The 23,434-nt window shown below is 43.2% G+C and carries 19 protein-coding genes and 2 pseudogenes; 8 read left to right on the top strand and 13 right to left on the bottom strand.

Annotation, left to right across the window (positions count from 1 at the left end):
* Positions 1 to 169: 169 nt before the first annotated feature.
* Positions 170 to 1,918, bottom strand: coding sequence for a glycoside hydrolase family 13 protein (locus PODO_RS09590; RefSeq protein WP_080742684.1), 1,749 nt, complete (start codon positions 1,916 to 1,918; stop codon positions 170 to 172).
* Between the two features lie 262 nt (positions 1,919 to 2,180).
* Here PODO_RS09590 and PODO_RS09585 point away from each other — a divergent pair, with 262 nt between their 5' ends.
* Complete coding sequence (locus tag PODO_RS09585) at positions 2,181 to 3,188, top strand: LacI family DNA-binding transcriptional regulator (RefSeq protein ID WP_076107495.1); 1,008 nt, start codon at positions 2,181 to 2,183, stop codon at positions 3,186 to 3,188.
* 48 nt (positions 3,189 to 3,236) lie between these two features.
* On the opposite strand, the gene PODO_RS09580 is transcribed toward PODO_RS09585, so the two are convergent.
* Positions 3,237 to 3,443, bottom strand: coding sequence for a hypothetical protein (locus PODO_RS09580; RefSeq protein WP_036679303.1), 207 nt, complete (start codon positions 3,441 to 3,443; stop codon positions 3,237 to 3,239).
* Positions 3,444 to 3,464: 21 nt separating this feature from the next.
* On the bottom strand, positions 3,465 to 4,046 hold the full coding sequence (gene clpP / locus PODO_RS09575; protein ID WP_036679301.1) for an ATP-dependent Clp endopeptidase proteolytic subunit ClpP: 582 nt from the start codon (positions 4,044 to 4,046) through the stop codon (positions 3,465 to 3,467).
* A 243-nt stretch (positions 4,047 to 4,289) separates the two neighbouring features.
* On the opposite strand from clpP, the pseudogene PODO_RS32300 reads away from it, so the two are divergent.
* From PODO_RS32300 to PODO_RS09565, 3 genes and pseudogenes are all read left to right on the top strand, one after another.
* Positions 4,290 to 4,391, top strand: a pseudogene (locus PODO_RS32300) (sigma factor); the annotation flags it as partial.
* Positions 4,389 to 5,246, top strand: coding sequence for a sigma factor-like helix-turn-helix DNA-binding protein (locus tag PODO_RS29965; RefSeq protein WP_411831224.1), 858 nt, complete (start codon positions 4,389 to 4,391; stop codon positions 5,244 to 5,246). The pseudogene PODO_RS32300 and the gene PODO_RS29965, both read left to right, overlap by 3 nt.
* A gap of 473 nt (positions 5,247 to 5,719) precedes the next feature.
* On the top strand, positions 5,720 to 6,607 hold the full coding sequence (locus PODO_RS09565; RefSeq protein WP_038569756.1) for an NAD-dependent epimerase/dehydratase family protein: 888 nt from the start codon (positions 5,720 to 5,722) through the stop codon (positions 6,605 to 6,607).
* Positions 6,608 to 7,100: 493 nt separating this feature from the next.
* Here the strand turns inward: PODO_RS09565 and PODO_RS09560 are convergent, their stop codons facing one another.
* The gene (locus tag PODO_RS09560; RefSeq protein WP_169744756.1) at positions 7,101 to 8,897 is read right to left on the bottom strand and encodes a methyl-accepting chemotaxis protein; all 1,797 of its coding nucleotides are present in this window, start codon (positions 8,895 to 8,897) and stop codon (positions 7,101 to 7,103) included.
* A 345-nt stretch (positions 8,898 to 9,242) separates the two neighbouring features.
* Between PODO_RS09560 and PODO_RS09555 the strand changes: the two genes are divergently transcribed.
* Entirely contained in the window at positions 9,243 to 10,184 is a 942-nt protein-coding gene (locus tag PODO_RS09555) for a MerR family transcriptional regulator (RefSeq protein WP_038569754.1), read from the top strand.
* Positions 10,185 to 10,298: 114 nt separating this feature from the next.
* On the opposite strand, the gene PODO_RS09550 is transcribed toward PODO_RS09555, so the two are convergent.
* Positions 10,299 to 10,760, bottom strand: coding sequence for a DUF2798 domain-containing protein (locus PODO_RS09550; RefSeq protein WP_038569752.1), 462 nt, complete (start codon positions 10,758 to 10,760; stop codon positions 10,299 to 10,301).
* 135 nt (positions 10,761 to 10,895) lie between these two features.
* On the opposite strand from PODO_RS09550, the gene PODO_RS09545 reads away from it, so the two are divergent.
* Entirely contained in the window at positions 10,896 to 11,312 is a 417-nt protein-coding gene (locus tag PODO_RS09545) for a MarR family winged helix-turn-helix transcriptional regulator (RefSeq protein WP_038569750.1), read from the top strand.
* Positions 11,313 to 11,388: 76 nt separating this feature from the next.
* Here PODO_RS09545 and PODO_RS09540 read toward each other — a convergent pair whose 3' ends face one another.
* The 5 genes from PODO_RS09540 to PODO_RS09520 all read right to left on the bottom strand — a co-directional run bounded on the left by PODO_RS09540 (position 11,389) and on the right by PODO_RS09520 (position 18,637).
* Complete coding sequence (locus PODO_RS09540) at positions 11,389 to 13,326, bottom strand: FAD-dependent oxidoreductase (protein WP_038569748.1); 1,938 nt, start codon at positions 13,324 to 13,326, stop codon at positions 11,389 to 11,391.
* Positions 13,327 to 13,526: 200 nt separating this feature from the next.
* Positions 13,527 to 14,336, bottom strand: coding sequence for a MerR family transcriptional regulator (locus PODO_RS09535; RefSeq protein WP_036679284.1), 810 nt, complete (start codon positions 14,334 to 14,336; stop codon positions 13,527 to 13,529).
* Between the two features lie 110 nt (positions 14,337 to 14,446).
* A complete protein-coding gene (locus PODO_RS09530) occupies positions 14,447 to 15,490 on the bottom strand; it encodes a YeiH family protein (RefSeq protein WP_038569746.1) in 1,044 nt (347 codons plus the stop codon).
* 218 nt (positions 15,491 to 15,708) lie between these two features.
* Positions 15,709 to 17,613, bottom strand: coding sequence for an ATP-dependent DNA helicase (locus tag PODO_RS09525; protein ID WP_425311689.1), 1,905 nt, complete (start codon positions 17,611 to 17,613; stop codon positions 15,709 to 15,711).
* Between the two features lie 172 nt (positions 17,614 to 17,785).
* Positions 17,786 to 18,637 carry an SDR family NAD(P)-dependent oxidoreductase gene (locus PODO_RS09520; RefSeq protein WP_038569743.1) on the bottom strand — a complete coding sequence of 284 codons (852 nt, stop codon included), beginning with the start codon at positions 18,635 to 18,637 and terminating at the stop codon, positions 17,786 to 17,788.
* Between the two features lie 176 nt (positions 18,638 to 18,813).
* Here PODO_RS09520 and PODO_RS09515 point away from each other — a divergent pair, with 176 nt between their 5' ends.
* Positions 18,814 to 19,278: a MerR family transcriptional regulator gene (locus tag PODO_RS09515; RefSeq protein ID WP_038569741.1), complete on the top strand. Its 465-nt coding sequence runs from the start codon at positions 18,814 to 18,816 to the stop codon at positions 19,276 to 19,278.
* Between the two features lie 18 nt (positions 19,279 to 19,296).
* Positions 19,297 to 19,840, top strand: a pseudogene (locus PODO_RS30500) (zinc-binding dehydrogenase).
* A gap of 89 nt (positions 19,841 to 19,929) precedes the next feature.
* Here the strand turns inward: PODO_RS30500 and PODO_RS09505 are convergent.
* From PODO_RS09505 to PODO_RS09495, 3 genes are read right to left on the bottom strand one after another with little or no spacing between them, the layout of a single operon-like run.
* Positions 19,930 to 20,886 carry a pectinesterase family protein gene (locus PODO_RS09505; RefSeq protein WP_036679262.1) on the bottom strand — a complete coding sequence of 319 codons (957 nt, stop codon included), beginning with the start codon at positions 20,884 to 20,886 and terminating at the stop codon, positions 19,930 to 19,932.
* Positions 20,887 to 20,925: 39 nt separating this feature from the next.
* On the bottom strand, positions 20,926 to 22,287 hold the full coding sequence (locus tag PODO_RS09500; RefSeq protein WP_038569737.1) for a glycoside hydrolase family 28 protein: 1,362 nt from the start codon (positions 22,285 to 22,287) through the stop codon (positions 20,926 to 20,928).
* A gap of 22 nt (positions 22,288 to 22,309) precedes the next feature.
* A complete protein-coding gene (locus PODO_RS09495; RefSeq protein WP_036679258.1) occupies positions 22,310 to 23,431 on the bottom strand; it encodes a glycoside hydrolase family 88/105 protein in 1,122 nt (373 codons plus the stop codon).
* Positions 23,432 to 23,434 lie beyond the last annotated feature (3 nt).

Here is a 23,434-nt window from a genome sequence, read left to right as displayed (position 1 = left end):
TTCATAACATAATATAGTATTCTATTAATTTTGGGAACAAAAATAATAGAAAAAATAATATTTTTATACGACTTGCCTAGGTAAGCGTATTCATTTTGTGCAAGAGTCCTACACTACCGCAACAAAAAAAGCGCCCGGATAACCGGGCGCTTTGAATTACAATAATATATTAAACTGTTTCTGGAAAAGAAGCTTCACTTAACTCTTGTGCAGGTACAAGTTCACTGCTCCCCTCTTGCTCTACAGGTGCGTTAACCAGCATATACACACGGGACTCGTAAGGCCGTAATGCGACAGTCTCAATCGGCTCCGCAGGATCAACCTCATAGTTATGCAAGAGCAACTCACTAGTATCAAACTCCAATTCAAATGGAAGGTCAAACAGCGCTTCCTCTGCTGTCAGGTTAGACATGACTAGCAGTTTTTCATTTCCAAGCGTCCTAGTATAAGCATAAATACGTTCATCTTCAGGCAAAATGAGATCATAAGTCCCGTAAACAGTAACGGGATTAGCAGCCCGAAGAGCGATAAGCTTTTTGTAATGATGATAGATGGAATAAGGGTCCTGCTTCGCCCGCTCCACATTGATTTCCGTATAATTCGGATTCACCTTCATCCATGGCTTGCCGCTGCTGAAACCAGCGTTTTCAGAGTCGCTCCATTGCATTGGTGTTCTAGAGTTGTCCCGACCGTTCTTCCAGATTACCTCCATGACTTCCTCATGTGATTTACCGGCTTCAGTCTCCAAACGATACAAGTTCTTCATCGCCACATCATCGTAATCATCCATTGATTCAAATCTTACATTGGTCATCCCAATTTCTTGACCTTGATAAATAAATGGTGTTCCCTGCATCAGGAAATACATCGTAGCCAACGATTTAGCTGACTCTTTCCAATACTGGCCATCATTTCCCCAAGTAGAAACTGAACGCGGCTGGTCGTGATTTTCGATGAACAATGCGTTCCAGCCTCTGCCCTCAAGACCTTTTTGCCAACGGGAGAGAGCTGATTTTAGCTGCAGAACATCCAATCCACCTGTCACACTCTTATTCCAAAGAGCTAAATGCTCGAATTGAAAAATCATATTAAATTTGCCTTGCTCTTCACCCACCCACGACTCCGCCTGATCAACATTTACACCACTCGCTTCGCCAACCGTCATGATGTCATATCGGTCAAACGTCTCCTGCTTGAGCTCCTGCAAGAAATCGTGAATCCCTTCACGGTTCATGTGACCATCGCCAGACGGAACATACGGAAGATTCTGTGGATTCGGCAGATCGGGATGTCCGGTGATTTTTTTAATATGTGAAATGGCATCCACCCGGAAGCCGTCGATTCCTTTGTCCAGCCACCAGTTGACCATGCTATACAATTCACGGCGCACCTCAGGATTCTCCCAGTTGAGGTCTGGCTGTCTTTTGGAAAATACATGCATAAAATATTGCTCTGTGGCGGGATCAAGCTCCCAAATCGAACCGCTGAAAATACTCTCCCAGTTATTCGGCTCCTTCCCGTCCTTAGGATCACTCCAAATATAATAATCCCGCTTCGGATTATCCTTGCTTGAACGTGCTTCAACAAACCATGGATGTTCGTCCGAAGTATGATTAATCACTAGATCCAGAATCAGCTTCATGCCTCGTGCATGAACCTCGTGCAGCAGCTGATCAAAGTCGGCCATGCTGCCGAACTCCGCCATAATATCCTGATAATCCGAAATATCATAACCATTATCATCATTTGGGGATTTATAAATAGGACAGATCCAAATGACATTGATGCCAAGCTCCTGCAAATAATCAAGTTTAGAAATGACTCCTTGCAGATCCCCTACACCATCACCATTGCTGTCCATAAAGCTCCGTGGGTAAATTTGATACGCCGTGGCTTCTTTCCACCATGTTCTGTTCAATGCATGCAGCTCCTTCGTATTCATATACCCTTCATAGGAAAATATTTTCCCTAAATTCATTAAAATTAATAATTCAGTTATTGTTTTTAGCAAAAATCCAACTTTATCGTTCAAAAAAAGCTTTTTTCAAGGAAATAATTTTCCTACAGCGATCATTATAGGACCTTTTATTTCCTAGGTCAACAACAATCTTTTGGATTCTTGAAGCTATCCGTGATATGCTTGCGAGAGTTGAAACACCAAGTGAATCATATGGAAAGTTATGGTGATCTTCTTGAAGGTAAAGATAAAAGATATAGCCCAAATGGCGAACGTTTCGATTTCTACGGTGTCCAGGGTAATCAATAACAGCAAACCAGTAAACGAAGATGTCCGTAAACGAGTATTGGAAGCTATTAAACAAACCAACTACCGTCCGAATGTCATCGGCCTTGAAACGGACAAAGCTAATACACAGCTGATCGGTGTGATCATTCCGCAGAATAGCAACACTGTACTGGATGACTTCAATGTTGGTATTCGCGATCTTGCGGATTTGTATGGATACGACATTATGGTCGGATTAACGGACGGCAGTGCAGAAAGTGAACAACACTATTTGAAGATGTTCCAGCGTATTGGGACGGAAGGAAATATATTTGTGGGTTCAATTCCAAACCATGAACATCTGGAGATCATCCGCAGCTCAAATACACCTTGCGTGCTTGTCGGGCAACAATCGCAGGTGGATATGATTCCTTCCGTTCATCTGGACAATATAACTGCCTCCTATGAAGCTGTTACTTATCTGATTCAAAAAGGTCATCGCAAAATCGCTATGATTCGCGGCTCGGGAGATAATGCGGTGGGTGGGGATCGGTATAAAGGCTATCTACAAGCCCTTATGGATGCAGGCATAACCTTAAGGAAAGAATGGGTAGTAGAAAGTGCGATGGCCGTCGAAGATGGGAGCGACGCCATGCGCCGAATTATGGATAGCGGGGAGTTACCTACTGCGGTGTTTTGCTCTACAGATTGGATGGCAGTTGGAGCCATGAATCATTTAACCGATAACGGTCTACGGGTGCCAGCTGATGTCGCCGTGTTCGGTTTTGATAACAGCTTCATTGCCTCTATCGTTCGACCTAAGCTTTCCTCGGTTGAATACTCTGGAACGGAGATTGGGATGACCGCCACCCGAACCTTAATCAAGCTGATTAAAGGGGAGACCGTTGTGCCGCATCATGCAAATGTGGCTCATTATTTGGCTATTCGGGAAAGTACGGGTTAGGAGCTGGGGAGCTCCTAACCCTTTTTTATACAGATGATGTTGTTGATGTTATTGTGTGAACCCTACTTTGGCTCGTTCACGCGTTTTGGTATCTAGAGAGATAGAACAGATCGAGCTGATTGGAATATAAAACTCTTCAAAATCCGTCCGATATTTGACGAAATTTTCACTTACCGTTTCCAGCACTCCTTTTGTAGCGTTGGAGCCATCCACAAAATAGATTGTTACCTCTTTTCCCTGCAAAACCTCCAGCATAGCCTTCTTCACTCCTTCGTCTTAGAGATTTGTGATGACCTTATCGATAATTCCGTATTCAACCGCCTCATCGGCTGACATGAAATAATCTCGATCCATATCTTGCAGTACCTTCTCTACCGTCTGCCCAGTTCGGTCCGCTGTAATTTGCACAAGCACTTCCCTTGCCTTCAAAATACGTTTGGCACTGATCGCAATGTCACTAGCTTGCCCCTGCGCCCCACCATGCGGCTGATGAATCATAATCTCGCTATTCGGCAAGGCATAACGTTTCCCTTTGGCCCCAGCCAATAACAACAAAGAACCAAAAGAAGCCGCCATTCCTGTACAAATGGTATTCACCGGAGGCTTAATAAGCTGCATCGTGTCATAAATACTGAAGCCTGCGGTGATAGAGCCACCTGGACAATTGATATACATGTGTATATCTTTATCCGGATCTTCTGCTGATAAAAACAATAACTGGGCAACAATACTGTTAGCCAGCTGATCCTCAATTTCCGCACCTACGAACACTATCCGGTCCTTCAACAGCCGCGAATAAATATCGTAAGATCTTTCACCTTGATTCGTTTGTTCGACTACATAAGGAACGTACGCCATCCGTATTCGACCTCCATCTGTTTTAGAGTTTTGAAATCTACCCTGTAAACGGATTAATATGGGGATAGGATACGTTAGGCGTGAGAATTTTTATTTTTTAAAATTGCGTATCTTAATTTCCTGCTCATTCGTTTATTATTAGAAGTAATCGAAATCACCTTACTGGAAAAGGAGTTATGCAGAGTGATCATCCTTGAGAAGCTTAGCACCGGAGATGAGCCGGATGAAAGTAACAGCAGGTCTTTGCAGATAGCTCTGAAGCGATATTGTCTTGCATTGACACAATCCCCGTGGGATGCCGATGATTTAGCTCAGGATACATGGGTCAAGGCTCTAGGTTATATGAAGACTTCGAACTCAACGAGCGCAAATAATGGGAACAGTCCAATGAATGAAGTTAAACAAAATAAAGAAACCATTGAAAATGATAAGGCTAATGGAGCAAATGGAGCCAATGAAAAACTTAAAACTAATCAAACTAATCAAATGAACTATACGTTTTCTAAGGCTGCAACGTCTGCTAAGGCTGTAACGCCATCTAAGACTGCACCATCTACAAGATCTGCAAAATCTGCAATGCATTCTACGATTCCTACAAATTCTACTCATCATACAAGTTCTACAAATCACCCAAATCCTGAGGCATTGCTTTTTCGGATTGCCCGAAACACATGGATTGATATCTTGCGGCGAAAAGCCACCTTGTCACGAGTGTTGGAGCTGGATCAGTCCCCCACTGAGGCCTCTGCGGAGTATGGTTCATTTGAGATTGAAGCTGCTTTTCAAGCACTACAGGAGCATTTATCTCCGCTGCAGCAGGCGGTGTTCCTGCTTCGAGATGTGTTGGGACACTCTGCAATGGAAGCTGCCGAGATTCTCGATACCACAGAAGGGGCAATAAAAGCCGCTCTGCACCGAGCCCGGCAAGCCCTTCCTCTCGTAAGACAAGAGCTGCTTCAGGCCGATGGTCCTTCCTTACCACAGGACACAGCCATGCAGATTGTCTTGAGCCGCCTTACAGCCGCGTATGAACATGGGGAAATTGCCGAGCTGATCGAGCTTGTATTTGCGGACGAAAGTCAGGAACCTGTAATGGCGGTATCGAGCCAAAGCTTGCAAGGCTTCCAGACCTTCCAAGCTGGTGGATTCAGTTCAAACAGCTGGAATTATACCAAGCCAGGAATGTGTATGGTGGCGTAGTTTTTCGTTAAGCTCGATTTCGGGCAGCTAAGTGTCTCGTTACGTTAAAAACGAACAGATATAATTGTGATTAGTGTGCTTAATGTGTAATTAACATTTGGGCTGTTTGTGGTAACTAGCTACAAACGTTGCATATTGTACAACAGAATCCGCCGTCCTAGCCGCAAAAATTGAATCTGCTGCAATCTCTGCAATAGATTCTGGTGAAAAGCTAGTTTAATGCCACTTACTCATCCATTGATTGCATAGAGTGCAATAGATTCAAATTTTCTCCACTCTAATACGAATTCTATTGCACGAAGTACACTCAAAACTAACTCTTTCCCTTTAGTCCAATTTGTATCACTCAAAACTCAATACATTGCTGCTGATCTGGCTGATCCCGCCGCTTCTCTACAATGAATCAGAAGCTTCACATAAACCAATAAACAGTCATTTTAATAACCATTAATAGCAATCAAGGAGTGAGGTTGATGAGGAAGATTCTTATTTTAGGCGGCACACGCTTTTTTGGGAAACGTTTGGTCGAGCGTCTGCTTGAGGATTCTAAGAACGAAGTAACCATATTAACGCGCGGGGAAACAAGCGACCCTTTTGGCGATCTGATTCACCGGATACAGGTGGATCGGTCTCAACCGGAGGCCTTCGCTCAAGCATTAGGTGATACGAGTTGGGATGTAGTTTACGATAATATTTGTTTTTCACCTGATGAAGCGGATCAGGCGCGCCGTATTTTTGACGGCAAAACCACACGTTACATACTGACTTCAAGTTTATCTGTTTATGATTTCAGTGAGCAAGCGCTGACGGAAGAGGTGTTCGATCCTGAAACGCACCCTATTCGTTATGGAGGACGAAATGACTTCACCTATCAGGAGGGGAAAAGACTGGCGGAAGCCGTCCTTATCCAACAAGCTAACTTCCCTGTAGCCGCTGTCCGCTTTCCGATTGTTCTGGGAACTGACGATTATACACGAAGACTCCATTTTCATATCGAACATGTACGTAACGAGCTGCCCATCGGGATTCCGAATCCAGATGCAAATATCTGTTTTATCCGTTCGGACGAAGCCGCTGATTTTCTGTATTGGCTTGGCAACTCGACGGTGACGGGTCCTCTCAACGCTTGCTCAGACGGTACGGTTAGTATTAAGGAGCTTATCTCGCTGATTGAAAAAGAGACCAGAAAACAAGCCGTCATTCAAAGCGAAACAGCGGATGCGCATAATTCTCCATTCGGGATCACACAATCCTGGTTTATGGATACAGCTAAAGCTCAATCGGAGGGATACAAGTTTCTCACTCTAAGCGACTGGCTCCCAGAGTTAGTTAGCACCCTAAATCAAACTTACGAGGACTAATTATATTTCTACATAAAAAAGCTGGCTCCTTCGTGGATACTCCCACGAAGGAGCCAGCTTCTTTATGCAACAAAACACAATTATGCGTTGAGTTAATTGTACTCTATACAACTATTTTCAGGTATGTGCACTCCCACCTGGTTTTAGTTGTATTTCATGCAATTAAATCCCCACTAAACAGCCGCTATCCCCTTTTCAGCTCGAAATAGCTGCACTAAATACAACTAAACCCTAATCAAGCTAAATACAAACCTTTTTAGTTGTATAAAATACACTTAAAATCAAAACGGCAGGTAGAACCTCACTAAGCGCTAAACTTTAGCCTCTCATCTCTAAACTCTATTCTATAAACTCTAATCTCTGGACTCTACTCTCTACTCTCTACTCTAATCCCTACTCCCTACTCCCTACTCCCTACTCCCTACTCTATTCTCTATTTTCTATTCTCTATTCTCTATTCCACCTTACGCTACGAATGCCAATTCCCGCTGAGCTACGCAGAGATTGTCAGATAAGACCCCTCTTTAGAAGCGTCTGCATTTGGTGTACCACCATCATTTGGAGTACCGCTATCATCTGGAGGATCGCCAGCACCTAATGTATCATCTCCTAATGCGTCTCCTAATGTGTCCCCAGCTTCTGGAGTGCCAGCATGCTTTGTATCCCTGTCCCCTTCATCGCTGACCCCATCGTCCCCATCTGAATCAATCTTAAAAATATTGATTTCTTTGAATAAATTCTGCGAAATTTCATTAATCTCAATGGCTTGACGGGCTATATCACGGATAGCATGATCCTGCTGTACGCTGGAGGCGTTCACCTCTTGCACTCCTGCCGCAGTTTCCTCGGCGATGGCCGCGACGGCATGCACAGACTCTGCGAGTCTACGGTTCATAGTCTGAGTCATATCCACTTTGTCGTGAATTTGCCCAATCTGTTTACTAATCTCCACAATAGATTGATCAATCGCTTCGAAAGAGGACAACGTTTCGGCCACTTTATGATCCTGTTCCTCAAGATTTCCTTTGGTCACCAGCATATATTGCTGGAATTCATCCATCCCGGATTGCAGCTCGCTAATAATCTGACTGATATGTACGGAGGACTCTTTGGTCTGCACAGATAATTGTCTTACTTCATCAGCGATGACAGCGAACCCTTTTCCGTAGGCACCCGCGCGGGCTGCTTCAATTGCTGCGTTAAGTGAGAGGATATTGGTCTGATTAGAAATATCTGTTATGGATTTAGTGATGCGCGAGATGTCCTTTGATTGATCACTCAGTTTGGTTAAAGCCAGATATACTTTATTAACAGATTCTCGCGAATGCTCAGACACCTCCCGGAGGGCGATGACGGATTCAGATCCTTTACGAGTATTGTGATTAGCCGTTTGACTGGTAGCCAGCATAACCTCGGTATACTCCGTGATCTCGTTCACTTCACGTTCCAGCTCCTGAATCAGGCCAGCGCTCTGCTCGGATTGTCCTGCCTGCTGTTCTGCGCCTACCGAAATTTCCTGTATAGTGCTTACGATATCTTGATTCGTATGCGCTGTTATAGATGAAGATTCTTGAAAAGAATGCGAATAAGTTGCCAGCGAAGAGGCTACTGACTGGGTATGCTGAAGCATTTCCCGGACCCGCTCCACCATATGATCAAAATGATGACTCAAACTGCCCAACTCATCGTTGTAAGGTGAGTTAATCTGCTGACGCAAATCTCCTTCGGCAATTTTTCGCAGAGCCAATTGCAGTTTATGAATAGGATTCAGGAAGGAACGTATGAGCATAACCGCAATCACTAATGTGAAAATAAACACTAGCACAGCTGCGTAAGCAACTATAGAGGTGGTTAGATTAAGCAGATCAAAAGAATAATCCTGTGCTTTTTCTGCATTTTCTGCTGCTGCCGTATACAATTTTTCATTAGTCACTAGCATGACTTCACTCAACGCTGTAGCCTTCGTATGTAATTCATCGATTTGTTCCAGCACACTCATGGGATCGAGCTGCTCATCTTCTATGGTCTTTACCAATTCGTCAAAATATCCCGTATATTCCCCAATCTGACTATGTAATTGTTCTAACTCTTTAAATGCCGGCGAATCTGCCGCAAAATCCACCGTCGCCAACTCTTTAGTCAGCTTTGTTTGCTTGTCCTTAAAGGGTTGGACGAACTCCAAATCACTCGAACCCGCTAACGAAGATTCTACCGCATTCATTTCCTGCAGCAGCTGCGTAATTAATGACACGGTAATTCGTTTTTCCATCTCAGCTTTTTGCGTTTCCATAGAAATCTCCACTTGGCTGATTTTATGGTTTTGATAAAACGCTACTCCCAAAAAGAAAAGAACAACGGCGGAAAAACTCAAAATCAACTTCCATTTCATAGTTAGATGCATAGACCTAGCTTTCAACAATATCATCCTCCGTATAAAGCCTCATATTGCAATAGGTACATTCTACCAATATCTTGATTGTAGAAGCTGGACGTTAAATACTGGACAATGTTTTGTATGAGAAATGTAAATTATCTCGAATACCCAATCATTAATTCTCCTTGCAATTGACGTAACGTTAAATGCTAAAATAATCCACATAAGGCGCCTTATCAAACTATGAAACGGGAGTTGTCTATGAGCGGATTTGTTACCATTGATAAGCTTTCTGCGCAATTCGGACTGACGAGTCGGACTCTGCGTCACTGGGAAGCTCAAGGATTGTTTGAAAGTAAGCGGGATAGCAGCTCTGGCTGGCGGATTTATGATGAGAAAGCAATACTCGCCATTCGGGTTACCTCATTATTAAGAAAGCTGGATATTAGCATCAAGGATATTGGAACTGTGCTTAAACATATGTCCGTTCAGTCCATGTACGAAGCGCTCAGCCAGCAAGCGGCTTCTATTCACAATCAAAAAACAGAACTAATGAATAGACAAGGTGAAATCCATCTCTTTTTACAGTGGATATCTGCCCATATCGAGGAACCCATTACAAATCAATTATTATCTGAACTAAACGAAAAGTCATGCAATCCATCGGATGGTATGACTAAAACTGAGGAGGTTATATCTATGCCAACTATTAATCACTCTACCCCTATTCATGTAAGATTCATTACTCTTCCAGCTATGAGATTTGCCTACAATGTTGCGGTTAGTACCTCTCCAGAAGACGAAGCTATGATCCCAGTTAATGAATGGTTGGAAGCTAGTCAACTATTAGGCACAGCACGGCTGTTTGGCGGCAATACGAACCCGCATCCAAGTGGTGAGAATAAACCTTACGGATATGGATTCTGTGCCTCAATACCGGAAAATGTGAAGATACCAGCTAACCTAAAGGAAATGCGGCTCGACGGCGGCCTCTATGCTCTGACAGAAAGCACTGATGATATCTACGGCTCATGGCAAGCCCTAATGGGGTATCTGGATAATCATCCTGATTATCAAGCGGATCACGATTCCAGATTATGTCTGGAGGAGCATATCCGCAACGATAGTCCCAAAGGTAGCGGAAATGAGTATGCCCTAAATCTACTCGAACCTGTAAAAAAGAGAGTTCACACGCTTGCGTAAGAGAGCGAGCCATAGATAAACGTTTCTAATCTTTTAAAATACAAAACACTCTCTTCTGCTTATTCAGGCAGACGGAGAGCGTTTTGTTGTACATTGCTTCTATTGATTTATTCCCTACGCAGACACTGCTGGAGTAATTTTCACAAAAATAAATCGTGTAAGCGGCCCAACTAAAATGATTTGCAGTGGAAGTGCAAAAATAAAATTTTTACCTATGGCAGACAGATAAGCTCTTGGTAGTTCAGCAGAAAATCCAACATGTAGAACTGCGCCATACAAGGACATGAACAATACCATTCCTGTCACCATAAAAAAGGATATGAACATGATTTTTTTGATCATCGGATCATTTTCTTTAACCAGCTTATGCGCGATCCCCTTCGCAACCTTGCCTACAACAAATACATCTAGAATGAGTGCAACTATAAATGCAGGCAAGTAGCCGACAATCACATCCTTAACTAACGTGCCTGACCAACCCTCCATTAGTGCTACATTGTAAATACTCATACCCAGCACCATCAAAAAACACATGATGAACGTAAATAAAAATGCTTCTTTTTTGTTTCTTCCCATCTTCAAGCTCCTTTTATCTCTATATTGTCAACTTGGATTACAATAACACAAATTCTCAAATCAAGTCAACCAAGTTGACAATATTCGCAAATGTCTTATACTGGGGTAAACGAGCCATGATTTAGGAGTGTTCTAATGAATAAGCAGCTGCAAAAAATGAACCTGATCGATTTACTCAGTGAGAAGCATCTAGCTTTACGTAAAATAGTGACAGACAAAGACCCGGATCAAATTAATAAGACCGAATCCCACATTCTTGCAGTTCTTGAGGCCCGAGAAATGTTATCGATCTCAGAAATCAGTAGAATAATTCATATTTCAAGACAGGGCACGCATAAAAGCATTCAAGGCATGTTATCCCGTGGTTATGTCGAAGCCGTTGAAGTCGAAGGAAATCAGCGTGACAAAAATATTGTCCTCACTCCAAAGGGAATAGAATGCAATAACAGAATGATGATCACCAAAATTGAATTAGAGCAGCAGATCGCTGCCAAGCTAGGAGTAACAAATGTAGAGCTTCTTAAATCTTTGCTAAAAGAAGATTGGCTCTAATCTCCAGCAAAAAAAGACGCAGAGTTGTCTACTCTGCGTCTTTAAAAAGATTGAATTATTTTCCGGGAAATTGTCGTTAATTAGCTTTCAAAGCACTGTTTGCCGCGCTCTCTCCACCTAGACGACCTGAGGTAAAGGAATAACCAATTCCAACCCCATTGCCAACATAGGTATCGTTGAATAATACGCCTTCCGATTCAAGCCCTACAGCAAACAATCCTTTTACTGGTGTACGTTTATCATTTAGCACTTGGAACTTAGTGTTTACTAGCAAGCCACCTACAGAACCCAAGTTGTTGATTTCAGCGACGATGGCATAATATGGTCCTTCTTCGCCCATTGGCTCTAAATAATCAGCAGCTTTACCAAATTCAGTATCCACACCAGTTTTTGTAGCTTCTTTATAACTATTGTAATTTTCTACAAACACATCTACATCCATACCTGCATTTGTTGCTAATTCTTCGATTGTATTTCCTTTGAAGCCATCTCCGTTTTCTACCATAGAATCAAAGACCTTTTCTGCATTTACCCATGGATTCTCTAACGTGAATTGATCTGCAAATTCGGCATAAAATTCTGGTGGCATTCCTGGCAGGCTTGGTGCGTTAACACCTTTCATCCCCTTGGACTGAAGAGCAGCCAATTGTGATTTTGATACGATAACCATATGATAAGCACCATTAAATGCACTCGTATTAGCTGCGGCGACCGATGTTAATGTCGCTGCTTCATCTCTGAAACGTGCTCCGGAAGAACCTACATTCATGAAGTTAGGCAGATACGTCAACATCAGCGGATAACTTGCTTCAAAAGGCTCATATTGTGCTTTTAGTCCTTGTGTTGCTCTGGCTAATGTTTGGTGCAGCATCTGTCCACCGAAGTTATCAGGAACCTTGGCTCCTGCTTCCCAAGCCATCTTCAGACCTTCCCCAACGTTCTGACCTAGTCCTCCGTTAACCCCTTCAAAGCCAAAAGCTTCTTTAACCATTTCCGAATTTGCGGCATAACCGCCTGTTGCCATTACGACACTTTTTGCTGTGATTTCAAGAGTAGTCCCGTCTGATTTCTCAGCCACAATACCTGTAACTTCTCCTGCTTCATTGGTAATCAGCTTTTTGGCAGTGGTTTCCGTGATCACTTGTCCACCCTTTTGTTCAACCGATTCAGCCAACATTTTCCGAAGGGTCTCTTCACGGGTTTCATAAGCTGGCAGTACATGCAGCTGCTCTCCGAAGAAGTTCAGGAAGCTGGTTTTATACCCTTTTTCTGCTAACCAATCATAAGTTTCACCGGATTTCGTTACGTATTGTCTAATCGCTGCAGCGTCAACTCTCCAGTGATTGTTGACAATCCAATCGGCAATTTCTTTTTCCACATTTACTTTAAGATTATTGTCAGTAGCTGCGGAAGAATTATAGAACTTACCAGCCCAGGATAGATTACTTGCTCCCCCGATAACTCCTGTTTTTTCGATAATAATAACCTTGGCACCTTTATCAGCAGCGGTTACCGCTGCGGACACACCAGATGCACCGGCGCCTACTACCACTACGTCTGATTCAAGCTTTTCCGTTTTACCTTCACCCGCTTTTTGCACGCCACCGGCTTTGAGGACTTCCAGATTTCCTCCACCTTTGGTTACGGCATCTTCAACGGCCGCGAGCATTGCTTCACTGGAAAGACTCGCACCACTAACAGCATCTACTGCCAAGGTTTGTCCTTCCAGAATTTGATCTTTTATTTTTTCAAGTGCACTATCGCCTAGACCACCCGTTTCTGACTGGCTTACGATCTTGATATCTTTAATTTTATCTGGCTCATCCATAGTGACTTCTACTTTAATCACGCCTTCTTTGCCTTCCGCTTCCCCAGCGAATGTACCGGCTTTAAAAGATGATGATGACGAATTTGCCGACTCCCCATTTCCTTTGCATCCGCTCAGCATGGAAACGATCAGCACCATACAAAAAGTTAACATGAGCATTTTCTTGGTGAAATTTCTGTTGCGCATTCTCTTCTCCCCCAGTATCTAATATCTTATAGCTCGCCAATAACGTGATATTTTTCACATTCATATCTATACATATCTACCGAACGTTGCCAAGCTATATACCGAAGTATAAACATTGGTGCAGCACCAAGGTCAATGTCCAATTCTTGTCCAAAAAGAAAAAACACCCGCTCTCAGAGCAGGTGTTTATAGAAATACACTTATAGAATTGGGATATTCACTTCCAAATACGAGCGGTTATTGCCTTCTATTTTTTCAGTAAGCATTAATTTACCCACCACATCACCCGCTATAGTATATCCATTTGCTTCGATGTAATCTATCATAAACTGCAAGGATTTCTTCGTGATATAATGTCCATCCGTAGATAACATGATAGCAGAGATACAGGTACTCGGGCTAATGTACTCTACATATTCATCGATATCCATCGCAAATTTCTGCACTTCCTCCTCTGGTAAGGTAAGCCCCCAGCTATAGTCAAAGTTATTATCACCGGATAACACCCCCGCGTCCTCAATCTTAAAAGAATAAAACGCATAAGGAAGCCTATCCATCCAAGTGTTGACGAGGCTTTTTACGATATCATTTTTTAATAATGCATTTTTATCCGTTTGCTTAAGCCTGTACATGCCTGGCAGCTGTTTAAGTTTACATATATATAGTGAGGACTCTATTTCCTTAAGCTCTTTATGAATTTCATTCATCTTGTTTAGCAGCATCGTCTTTTGCTTAATCTCTTCTTCTAAACTCTGCCGAGACTGCTGCATCATTCCCATAACTTGCTCAATAGAGGACTCCTTCATCAAAAGTGCCACTTCGGGCAATGGAATTTCCATACTGCGATACCATCTGCTCATTAACAGATCCCTTGCATCTAAATCATTAAAATATCTATAATTATTGCTGTTATCTTTTGTAGGCCTAACAATATCATGTTTCTCGTATAATCTCAGCGTATCCGCAGTTACCCCGAGAATGGAAGCAAATTCACCTATGCAATACTTCACCTGAAGTCCCTCCATTCATTTCATGCATACCCTACCACACTAAATGATAAAGAGAAAGACGCTGTTAGGATATGAAGTAACTCATTTCATACTCAGGGTGTACATGCTAACTACGCTAGTGCAAGTAAGTGAACTAACATAAATCCAACTAGAGATAACATGACCGAGCCTATAAGTCCCGCTGCAAAAGACTTCATTCCAAGCCGTCTAAATGCCGCCAAATCAACGTTTAACCCAAGCCCTGCCATCGCCATAGCGATTAACATATAAGCAATCGTAACGATTCCATTGGCTACTGATGCGGAGACGATCCCTAACGAATTCACACCACTGACGACTAGAAATCCTAGAATAAACCAAGGGATTGGAATGCTTTTCCACGAAGCTTTAGCCGCTCCACCTTGCACTTTTCTTTCTTCACGATTGGACCAAATCCCAATTAAGATAGCCACTGGCACAAGTAAGGCCACCCGGGTCAATTTAACGATGACCGCCATATCAACGGCAGCATTTCCACCAGCATCCGCAGCCGCGATAACGTGAGCAATTTCATGTAAAGTCGCTCCTGAGAATACCCCATAACCTAAATCTGATAAGCCGAGAAAAGGATATAAAAATGTGTACAGCAGTGTAAATATTGTGCCTAATATAGCTACTATAGCTGCACCAATGGCAGTTTCGTCATCTTTGGCTTTTATCTGTGGAGCGATGGCAACCACCGCTGCCGCACCGCAAATCGCAGTTCCGCAGGCAGTTAAGATACTGAGGCGCTTATCTACTTTGAACAGTCGAGCCAGTCCGTATACAACGGAGATCGCAAATATAATGACGATGACTGCCAAAAGAAATACCCGGGGTCCTGCAGCAACGATATCCATTAGATTAAGCCGCATACCGAGCAGGATAATCCCTAGACGAAGCAGTTTTTTACTGGAAAAATCGGTGCCATGTGTGATGCTATTTGGCACTCCTATCGTAGCTCGCCAAATAATCCCGATTAAGATGGCAATGACCAATTGCCCCATAATAGATAGGAATGGAAAACCCGCTAAAAATTTCGCCAATAATGCGATAACTAAGGTTAGCCCTATCCCTAATGCAAACCCAACCTTTTTGTTGTGATCTGGTTGATACAAACCTTCTGATTGACCCATGTCGTATACACTCCTTGATGAATCTCTAGATGATGCTGTATAAATACATCCCATGCTCAACAATAATACGACATCGCTCGGAAGTTAAATACCAATATCCTATCCGTAAAATTAGGAATACTTATGCTTAATTTTAGACAAAAAAAGCTCCTTCGAGTGAAACATAAATGCCGTAGCATCTGCCTCACCAAAGGAGCAATTATAATCGTTAGTGATATTTAAGCTTCCAGCTTCTGTAGTCGAGTCCCTTTTGGAAGTACAGAAGTTATATATTCGTGTACTGGATGTTGCCCTTCCTCTTCCGCAAGTACAGTTACAATTCCTTGATCTGTACCGGTTCGAATCAGCCGCCCCATCCCTTGTTTGAGTCTTAACAGCATGTAAGGCAAATCCACATCTTCAAAAGGAGTGGAGGTTTCCGCCCGTTTTGCCATAAACACTGGATCAAGCGGAGGATACGGCAACGACCATATGATCACATTAGATAATGAAGGTCCAGGGATGTCCAGCCCTTCCCATAAGGTGACCGCACATAACACGCTATGCTCATCCCGTTGGAATGCCGAAATCAAATAGCTGATTTCTTGATCCCCTTCATATAAAAATGAATATGAACTGCTTTCCGGTCGTAACGAGTTAAGCTGCTTGAACTGCAGAAGCTCTTCACGAGTACGGAACAATAGCAGTGCTCTACCTTCAGTCCGCTGAATAAGCTTCAGGGAAATTTCCATTTTCTCAGCAAAATCCCCACTCTGAAGCTCTGGCACATAGACATTCATCTGGTGCTCATAGTCATAAGGTGAGTCTACAGAGAAGGATAAAAAATCTTGTATCCCAAGACTGTCCTTCAAGTATTCGAATGATTTATCCACAGACAATGTAGCCGATGAGAATACGATTGGCATTTTTTGCGTGAACAGGCTGTCTTGAAGTACCTCTTTGACATTTCGTGGCATGACCGACAGCGTTAGACCATCGCTTTCTTCTGTCGCCCAGCAGATTAAAGCCCCTGAATCCTCAAACAATCGCAAAGCGATCTCTATGGTCTCCAAACGTTCCTCCACAATTCGGAGTTGGTATTCATCAATCGTGTAGAGTCCGCTTTCGAATACTAATTCTTCTTCGATAGCAGCAATTACACTCCGCATCCGGTGTACCTCACGAATCAATGAAGCATTCAGCTCAATGCTTTTCCGATCTGATCCAGGTATGTTTCGGCATTGACGGCGAATCGCTTTGAACATTTGCTCACTTTGCATGATCGCTTCATCAATCAGAACGGCCAGCGTTTCACGAATCTCGTTCTGTAGCAGGCGAGAAATCAATTCTTCAAAGACGACATGCTTCATCTTATAGCCAAGCGCCTTCATGGCCGCTGATTCTAATAAATGTCCTTCATCGAATACAACCGCACAGTGATCCGGAAGCAAAGGGATTTGCCCTTCCCGCTTACGCGCTTCATAGGTCCAAATATGCTCCATGTAATAATCGTGGGAACAAATGATCAGATCACTTGATTTCCGGTAATGATCACGGGACAAGGTCTGCCCGCAGCGGTGACGCATATCGCAAGTAAAGCAGTCCTGAAACGTATCCCAGTTAATTTTGTTCCATTGTTCGTCATTCAGATCAGGGTAATCTCTGCGGTCTCCATAAGCATGGAATTGCTGCATCGGTGCATGTGAATGTACAAAATCAGGTAATGTACTGTACAAGCTCTCCAGTGGTAAGCTTTCATCATCATGGTTCCGAGCCTGATCCAGCTTTTTCAGACACATATATTTATCCGGAGATTTCGCTAGTCTGGCATCAATATTCATGTTCAGATGCTTCGCAAGCTTGGCGATATCGCCTTCCGGTTTCACAAGCTGCTCAATCAAGGACTCGTCCGCACATGCAATAATCGCAGGTTTGCCCATATAACGCGCGTAACAAATGCTATACAACAAATACACTAATGTCTTGCCTGTTCCGACCCCTGCCTCAGAAAAAATCGTCTTTTTCTCGGCAAAAGCTCGCTCTACCTGAAAGGCCATGTATATCTGTTCATCACGTACTTCAAATCCAGCCTCAGGAAGAATTTCATAGAATACATCTCCGACCCATTCCCCTACTTGCTCCATAAAAGGTTTGGTCCGATCATATTCAAAAGGATACTGTTTCGCCAACAAGCCTACCTCCAATATTTGATCAGGCATCTCTACCATGCCATGAAAAATAGAATCAACGGAAAAACTCTATTATCTCATACGTTTGGAGGAATTACAAAAAAAAATTAGAGATCTAAAGATCAGATTAACAACGAAGATACTCATTTTCGTAGATATTATTAATCCTTTCCAAAACATTCCGGGCTTGATCCTTAAATTTCAAATCCGCAACCTGGCCTTTCCGAAGAAATATACCTGTCTCTTCACGGTGTTCTCCCAGAGCACCCTCATACAATTGGCCGGCGCCGTGGGTTGGCGGAGAGAAAAACAGCTTCATCAACGGTTTAACTATAAGAGGCAGTCCAGAATTTTTCCCTTTTCGCAATGTGTTATTGCTACCCGGATCAACACTGCGAATCATGATGCCCTCGTTAGCAAGTTGCGGCGCGGCGGCCTGTGTCCATAACGATAATGCCAGCTTTGAGGTGGCGTAAGGACCAAGCAGCTTGCGGAAGGTTATGGGATGCTCCAAGATTTCTATCGTAAACTCTTTCGTATAATTAAGCGCTGAGGATGAGGTGTTGATCACCGTTTTTAAGCGTCCTTTTTGTAGGATATCCTTCAATTCCATTAAAATAATATACGGAACAACGGTCATCAATTCATAGTGCTTTTCGCGCCCCTGTTTCGAATAGCTTAGTTCGGGGAAGCTCCCGCCGGCATTGTTGAACAAAATATCGATTCGCTGCTCCTTGCCTTTGATCTCTTCCAGCGTCCCTCTCAAGCTGGCAAAATCCGCGAGATCGGTTGTTTTATAAATACGAAGCCAGCCGTTTTTGATGGCTTTTTGGATGTTCACATCGTCGGCCGGAAAATCGGAACGGTTCAAAGCAATCACCTGCCAATCCTCCGCTAGCAGTTTTCGAGTTAATTCCAATCCAATCCCGGCGTTAGCGCCTGTAATCAATGCGATATTTTCACGTTGCTGAGTGCTCATTGTAAATCTCCTCCTGAATTCGGGATATCTTCCTCTTCTAACGCACATTTTATTAATTGGAGTCGACTCCAAGTCAAGGCGTAATAAAAAGATTTTGTCCCAGAGATAAGGTCTTGACTTGGAGTCAGCTCCAAGTTGTATAATGCACACACAAAGCAATCTCCAGGAGGTAGAGTATGAAGGCAGAGCAAACGTTTACGATAAAAGAAACCGCCGTGCAAACCGGAATATCCGAGGATACGATCCGCTATTACGAAAAGATTGCGCTGCTTCCCCGGGCGGACCGGAAGGACAACGGGCATCGCGTTTACCGGCAGGAAGACATAGATACAATCCGGCTGCTATCCTGCCTCAAAAAAACAGGTATGCCCTTGCAGGATATGCAGCCATTTTTGGCGGTCTCCGCCGACGCTGATCCCGCGGATTATCCTGAACTGGTGGAGCATTTAAGGAACCATCGAGAAAACATCGTCAGCCAAATCTCGTCGCTGCAGCAGGTTGTCGATTTTATTGATATAAAGCTGGAACAAGGGAAATATCGCCGAGACTGCTCAGATAAAAGCGAAGACCGATCGGAACCAAAAACCATCTCCCCCGTTGAGATGAGTTATTTTTCTGGAACAGCAAAAATGAATAATTAATGAGTTGGAGTTTTTAGGATGAAAGCAATGATAATTAAAAAATACGGAAAATATCCTCTTCAACTAGCCGACGTCCCTACACCCGCAGTGGGTGATTATGATGTATTGGCAGAGATCCATGCAGCAAGTATTAATCCTATCGATTTCAAAGTGCGGGATGGCAAAGTTCGTACGCTGTTGAAATACGATATGCCCCTAGTTTTAGGAAATGATTTTTCAGAGATTGTCATCCAAGCAGGAAAAAAAGTTATAAAATTCAAGATAGGTGATGACAAAAGGTATTGATTCAAGCGGGAGCGGGCGGTGTTGGCACTTTTTACTATCCAACTTGCCAAAGCGATGGGGATATACGTGGCTACTACTACAAGCGATGCTGGAGCAGAATTGGTCAAGTCACTTGGAGCCGATCAAATTATCAATTATAAAACCGAAGCATTTGATAAGGTCCGGACAAATAAAACCTGTTATTGATCAAGTGTTTCCTTTTGTAGAGGCGCAGAAAGCGATGGAGTATTCCGAATCGGGCAGAGCTAAAGGAAAGATCATATTAAAAATAAAGTGATACAACACATAAATAAAACGGCAGTCTAAGACTTTATGCTTCTCGTCTAGACTACCGTTTTTTATTTGTGTACTCGTTAATTAAATTATCTATTTCCAAAAATCCGTACCAGCAAAAACAAACTCTTTATCCAACGTCTCGTCCCCATCTTCAAAGCAATCTGCCCAAGAAACGCGTTGCTTACTCAGGAGAATTGCATCCTTCACGCCATATTCCTGATAACAAACGGTTTGTTCATTAGCGGTGTTGTTCCAGTTATCCCAGCCAAGTGGATGAATATGTGCACCCAGCTGACAATCTACAAATACGGTTTTAGCATACTCACGCCATGGACGGCCCAGAAACACCGGAGCAATATCAGGAGCCGCTGTTAAAAAGCAATTTTTAAAAATATAACCATACGATTGTCCCACGGGTGTGGAGGCTGCCGTAATATAACCTGCTTGATTCTCACTATGACGCAAGCTGCGAATTTCACATCTGTCAAAATAAGCCGTAGCCCCACCAAATATAAAGTCCACTGTTCCCTCTATATAGCAATGCTGATACAACTGCCGATATTGGGCATGGTGCTTTCTCAGTGGTATACCTCCAAACGTAGATCGCTCTTTGGGTGCAGGTGGCAAAGGTCCCGTGAACAACGTGTCCTGATACCCTTTTAAAGTACAATTTCTGAATACGGTTTGATCACAATTAGCATACACGGCTACCGCCTGCCCGATATTTTCACCCTGCCCTGCATTATTGGTAATCACCAGATTCTCCAAGATCAGGTGGCTGCCGCCCAGAAATAACGTTGGTGTAGAGAATGTATTGATTTCTTCGCCCGCTTCATCACGCTCTTTCGCGTAACGATTCATAACAATCTCCACGTAGCCAATCCCTATGATCGTAAGATTAGAACGATAAATCCGCACTGCCTCTTTATAGACCCCTGACAAAATATAAAGCGTATCCGCTTGACCGGATGGCCCCTGCTCTAGTGAATCTATCGCCTCTTGAATCGTGTGATAAGCGCAAAAGGATTCTTTTCCTACAACAAGCATAGTGGATTCTTTTCCTTTCAATAAATTGATGACTCTCTCTTATGGACAGACATTCTGTTCTTCAGGTGACACTGTAGCTTGTTCTACTAATTTTTCCGGCTTCTTCGTGTTTTTTGATCGACAATTTATGATCTCTACAGCTTCTCCATTTTCAATGTAAAAAGCAGGCCCTTCATGGTTCTCAATCGTCACCTGATGAAATTGGACATCTCTTGCATTCCCGAGGAAAAACCCGCGATTATTCATGTTTTCGATCCCTGTCATCATGTCTGGATGGCCGGGAATTGCATTCGTCGCCATGGAGATGTCCACATTAGTAAACGTAATCTCGGATACATACTGCTCCGCAAGCCCGTATAAGAAACCCGCTGCGGCATGAACATTACGTGCGGTAATATTGGCAAAATGAATGCGTCTAAAACACGGCGTTTCCTCTGTAATCGGATAAGGATTTTTATCCCACACATATTTTTCTTTTCCGCGTGGTCCACAGAAATAATATAGATTTAGAGTAAACGGACAAATAACGTCCTCCATTACAATATTGCTGATCCGAATATCTTCAATCGCTCCCCCGCGTCCCCGTCTTGATTTCATCCGGATTCCACGATCGGTTTGTTTAAACACACAATTACTAATCGTGACATTACGAATATCTCCACTCATTTCACTACCGAGTACGACACCCCCGTGTCCATGTACCATAGTGCAGTTGGTGATCGTAATATTCTCACAAGGAACTCGTTCTTTGGTATCCTCAGTTCCTGCCTTGATCGCTATGCAGTCATCACCGACATCAATATTGCAATTGCTAATTCGCACATTGGTGCAAGACTCTGGATTAATACCATCTGTATTTGGAGAGTCCGCCGGGTTCAGAATGGAAATATTATCAATAGTCACATTGTAACAGCCTATCGGATTAACGGTCCAGCTTGGAGAATTGACCAGCGCGATATCTTTAAGGGTTACCCGCTGACAGCTGTCCAAGCCGATTAGAGTCGGCCGGGGATACTGCAGCTCTTCCCGGCGGTTCCGAAACTTATCCCACCAGAGTTCACCATTTCCGTTAATCATTCCGCTGCCAGTGATCGATACATTAACTAACTCTCTTCCATAAATACAAGGTGAATGAACCTGCTGCTTCACTCCTTCCCATCTGCATTCCACTGCAGGGTAATCCTCCGGGTTCGTACTGAATGAAAGAATGGCACCAGGATTTAAATTCAATTCGATATTGCTTTTCATATGAATTGCACCGGTTAAGAACGTACCAGCCGGCACATAAACGGTTCCTCCACCGGCTTTATTTGCCGCTTCAATTGCACGCGTTATCGCTTCTGTCGCTAACTTTTTACTATTCTTAAGCGCTCCAAAATCCTCAATATTGTAGATCAACATTCATAAGCCTCCCTGTTCTATATCAGATCCAGCCTCTTAATTGTTCGTATTCCACACAGGCCTGAAGGAAAGCACCCACACCTTTTTGGTCGTTAGTGACAATAGGCTCGCTAATGTAATAAGCGAAAGTACCGTCACGTTGGTCCACTCCACCTAATCCTGCTACTTGGCAATTCTTATTTAAATTGACCCATTCTTCTTTGGTTTCTAGTACAAACTCCGAGATAAGTCCTTGTTGAGCCAGATCTAATGTTTCGTACCATCCAGCGTTTAACACGCCTAATCGGATACCTTTAGCCATGGCATACACGATCATACTTGAAGCAGAGGCCTCAAGATAATTTCCTTTGCGTTCCCCTAGATTAATCACTTGATACCAGACCCCGGATTCCTTATCCTGATATTTCTTCACCGCAGTTAAGGTATCATTTAGTATTCGTACCAGCTCTGGATAATCTGAGTGCTCACTAGGCAGCAATTCCAGAACATCAACCAATGCCATGAGATACCAGCCAAGTGAACGGGCCCAAAAGTTAGGCGAAAGTCCTGTTTCAGGGTCGCACCAAGGTTGAATACGCTGTTCATCCCATGCATGATATAGCAGACCTGTTACCGGATCTTTCGTATGCTTCTCACACAAGATAAATTGTTTAGTTACATCCCCAAGTCCCTTTCCTTCTTCAAAAGCTAGCAAGTAGGCTAAATAAAAAGGAGCGCCCATATAAAGTCCATCTAACCAAATCTGATAGGGATATATATTTTTATGCCAAAAAGCACCTTCCGAGGTTCGCGGATGGGTCTCAAGTTGCTTTCTAAGTAGAGCAGCCGCTTTTTTGTATTTTTCCTGCTTCGTTTCTTTATATAGAGTCAATAATAATTTTCCGTTGTTAATATGATCGATGTTATACTCCTCTAGGTGGTAGCCCTTGACACTGCCATCTTCCTGAATAAAGTAGTCCATATTATCTTGAATGAACTGCAGATACTTCGAATCACCGGTCTGCTTCCAAAGCCATTCAAAACCGTTCAATACCACGCCATAATCGTAGGTCCAGCTTCCTTTGTAGCCTTTATCTTCATAAAGCTTCGGTGTCCGCGCCATAATAGAGTCTGCCGTTTGAATTGCCCACTGTGATTTCTTCATCCC

This window comes from Paenibacillus odorifer, assembly GCF_000758725.1.
GTDB lineage: Bacteria > Bacillota > Bacilli > Paenibacillales > Paenibacillaceae > Paenibacillus_AQ > Paenibacillus_AQ odorifer.
The sequence above is the reverse complement of the archived record's forward strand: the minus strand, read 5'-3'. Positions and strand labels throughout refer to the sequence as shown.